The organism is Tunicatimonas sp. (assembly GCF_049647865.1).
In the GTDB taxonomy this organism is placed as follows: domain Bacteria; phylum Bacteroidota; class Bacteroidia; order Cytophagales; family Cyclobacteriaceae; genus Tunicatimonas.
Map to the genome: position 1 here is coordinate 1 of NZ_JBARYM010000677.1, position 3175 is coordinate 3175.

Annotated in this window: 2 protein-coding genes; one reads left to right on the forward strand and one right to left on the reverse strand. The window is 40.6% G+C overall.

Features of this window, described 5'->3' with window-relative positions; translation table 11 throughout:
- Positions 1–1760: alginate lyase family protein (locus tag WBA23_RS19830; RefSeq protein WP_424584019.1), on the forward strand; the 1760-nt coding region annotated here is incomplete at its 5' end.
- 237 nt (positions 1761–1997) lie between these two features.
- On the opposite strand, the gene WBA23_RS19835 is transcribed toward WBA23_RS19830, so the two are convergent.
- The coding region (locus tag WBA23_RS19835; RefSeq protein WP_424584020.1) for a heparinase II/III domain-containing protein at positions 1998–3175 on the reverse strand (1178 nt) is incomplete at its 5' end.

Consider the following 3175-nt stretch of genomic DNA (forward strand, 5'->3'; position numbering starts at 1 on the left):
GTTTTAAAGTTGAGGAACAGTCTATCCCTATTTTTGGGCAGAAATTTCATTACAACCAGCCAATCGATTGGCACTTGGATATTTCATCGCAAAGCCGGTTTCCTAAGGTATTTGCTAAAGACATTAATATTAGAACGAGCGAGTACGGCAGTGCTAAGCACGTATGGGAGGTGAACAGGCTTCAGTTCTTACCTTTATTAGGACTTCAGTATCGCTCTACTAATGACCAGAAGTTGATACAGCAATTTCAAACCATTGTTCAGTCATGGATTGATGACAACCCATATTTAGTAGGAGTAAATTGGTACAGTAATATTGAAGTAAATATTCGGCTAATTGTATGGTTCTTTTGCTGGGAGCTATTTGACGTAAATGCACTAATACAAAGTAATAGCCAGTTTAAAAAGTTCGTAGAAGAACAATGGGTTCCTACTATTTACCTGCATTGTCTATATAGTCACCAAAACCCTTCGTACTACTCTTCCGCTAATAACCATTTGATTAGTGAATATGCTGGCTTGTTTGTAGCGGCTTCTTTCTGGAAATTTGACGAGTCCGAAAAGTGGTTGAAGCACGCTAAGACTGGTTTGGAAAAAGAAATTATTCTTCAGCACTCTGATCGTGGAGTGAACAAGGAAGAAGCCGCGGAGTATATTCAGTTTATTACAGATTTTTTCCTAATTCCATTTGTGGTAGCTAAAAATACTGACAATTTCTTTTCTAACACTTATCAAAATCAGTTAGAAAAGATTCTGGATTACATCTTTCAAATGATGGATGTACGAGGAAATATTCCGTATTATGGTGATGAGGATGATGGAAAAGTAATTCTCTTGGAAGAGGGGCATCCCGATAATTTTAAGTCACTGCTCGCATCAGGTGTAATATTATTTGGTAACAATCATTGGAAGAGCAAATCAGCGGGATGGGATGCTAAGAATGCAGTGATGTTCGGCGATACAGGAAAACGAACCTTTGATGGGGTAGAAGCTAACTTAACAAATCAATTCTCAAAATTATATACTGAAGAAGGTCACTTCTTTCTGCGTAAGCAACAGGGTAAAGAAGAAATATACGTGCATATGGATGCGGCCCCACTGGGTTTTTTATCCATTGCTGCCCACGGACACGCCGATGCTTTAGCTTTTGACGTGCACGTAGATGGATATCCGATTATTACAGATGCAGGCACTTACACCTATCATACTGATGCCGAATGGCGCAACTATTTTATCGGAACATTAGCCCACAATACTATCCGAATTAATCAGACCAATCAGGCTAAAAGCACCGGACCTACTATGTGGATTGAGCACTATCGCACCGAGGTTATCAAAAGCGAGTCTACTGACTTATGTGATACCATTGTAGCTACACATAATGGCTACAAGAAAGTAGGTCTGACTCACCAGCGAAGTTTGGTATTTGATAAGCAAACCGACACTATTACGATCACCGATAATCTTGCCGGTAGCTCTTCTCAAGAATACTCGTTAGAGTTTCCTTTGCACCTGCACCCTGAAGTAGAAGTGAAAAACGCTGGAAGTAATCAATTTCTTCTTCATCACGCTCAGTCTCGAACTCTAGAAGTACAGTTTGATTTAGCTTTGGATGTTCAGGAAATTTGTGGACAGACGAATCCTATTTTGGGTTGGTACTCGCCTTCGTTCAGAATTAAAGAACCGACTTCGGTACTTTACGGTAAAACTACCTTTTCGGGAACAACAACTTTAGTTACTAAACTTCTGATAGGAATGTAGCAATTTAATTCAGACTGACAAGCAGTTGCTATGCAAAGATTCAGTCATTAGTTCGAGAGTGAAAACAAAGAGCTTCGGCATAAAGCAAGGCGGGACCTCCCAGACTAGGCACTTTTTCTAGCATTTGGTTACAGCTACAAACTGAAAAAGTGACGCTTCGAACCGCTGAAAAGTCAATTAAAACAAAAGAGCGGAGTAGTATGCACCATTCCGCTCTCAGTTTGAGTGATTCTCCTATTATTTTCCCCTAGCATTGGGAGCGGGTGAAATATGTCTGATGTGAATGTCGCCAGGCTGAGTTTCAAAATAGATACTTTTCCCTTGCTCAGTAGCAATTGCGCTGGATACAAAAGCACCGTCACGTTCAACAATCCATTCGCCCGGCAATACATCAGCCATTAAAACTTTAAAAGTTTTCTCAGCTTCACCATCTAGTTGAAAGGAGGCATCGCTTAATAAGGTAGTTTCCTTATTAAACATAGTTACATGATCTAACGTCTTTACGCCAACTAGCTGGTCAGCACTAATTTGTGAAGCTAACGGAGGCTCTACCCCTTTGTCCATCACAATCATTGAATGCAAGAAGAAATCTTCTTTACTGGCTTTAGATGGCGACACTTCTATCCGGAACTGCATATCCTCATAAGAAGGATCACTTTTTGTTCCCGGATCATAAGTAGTATTTCTAATAGAATGCCCCGGTACAACGTTTAGTTTGGGTTCTTCCGGTAGAATAGTATACGATACTAATTTTCCAGCGTAGCCATTTTTAGCATTCAGCGTGGCCTGATTACCTGAAATAGACGGTCGCCCCATACTGTGCAACAAAAAAGCTTTTTTAAAGGAAGCATTGGTTGCTACAATCCGGTCGAATACAACAAATACTGCCGGATGTTCCTCGTCGCCGGTATTATAGGTTACCATTGAGCGGGTAACCTTACTTACTTTATCAGGGTTAGCATTATTAGCATAATTATACCCTTTGGTTAAATCACCAGAAATGTAACTGTATTCTGGGGTTTGGGTATCGCTGCCAAACTCGTGGGCAATAATGTTGGCGTACTCATATCCATTTTTGGGATTCAGAAGATCACTCATATCATCGGGCTGAACATCATTGTTCAAAGGCCAACGCATACCTCCGTCTACTCGGGTGTTTGTCCAGCCACCTCCACTATACTTCTCATCCGGATTTATAATAACTAAACCATTATGAGCGGTAGTTGATCGGTAATAGTCTTTCCAATAGGTTGAACTAAATCTACTCTTAGACCCACCGTACATTCCGCTATCGCCGGTTAAGTTTCCTTTATAGTAAATCTGGAAAGTACCAAAGTCCTTATGTTGATGTCCTCCGAAGTAATACTGCCCAATTCTCATATTCACAATAGCTTCGTTGGCATTGCGGTTGGCTA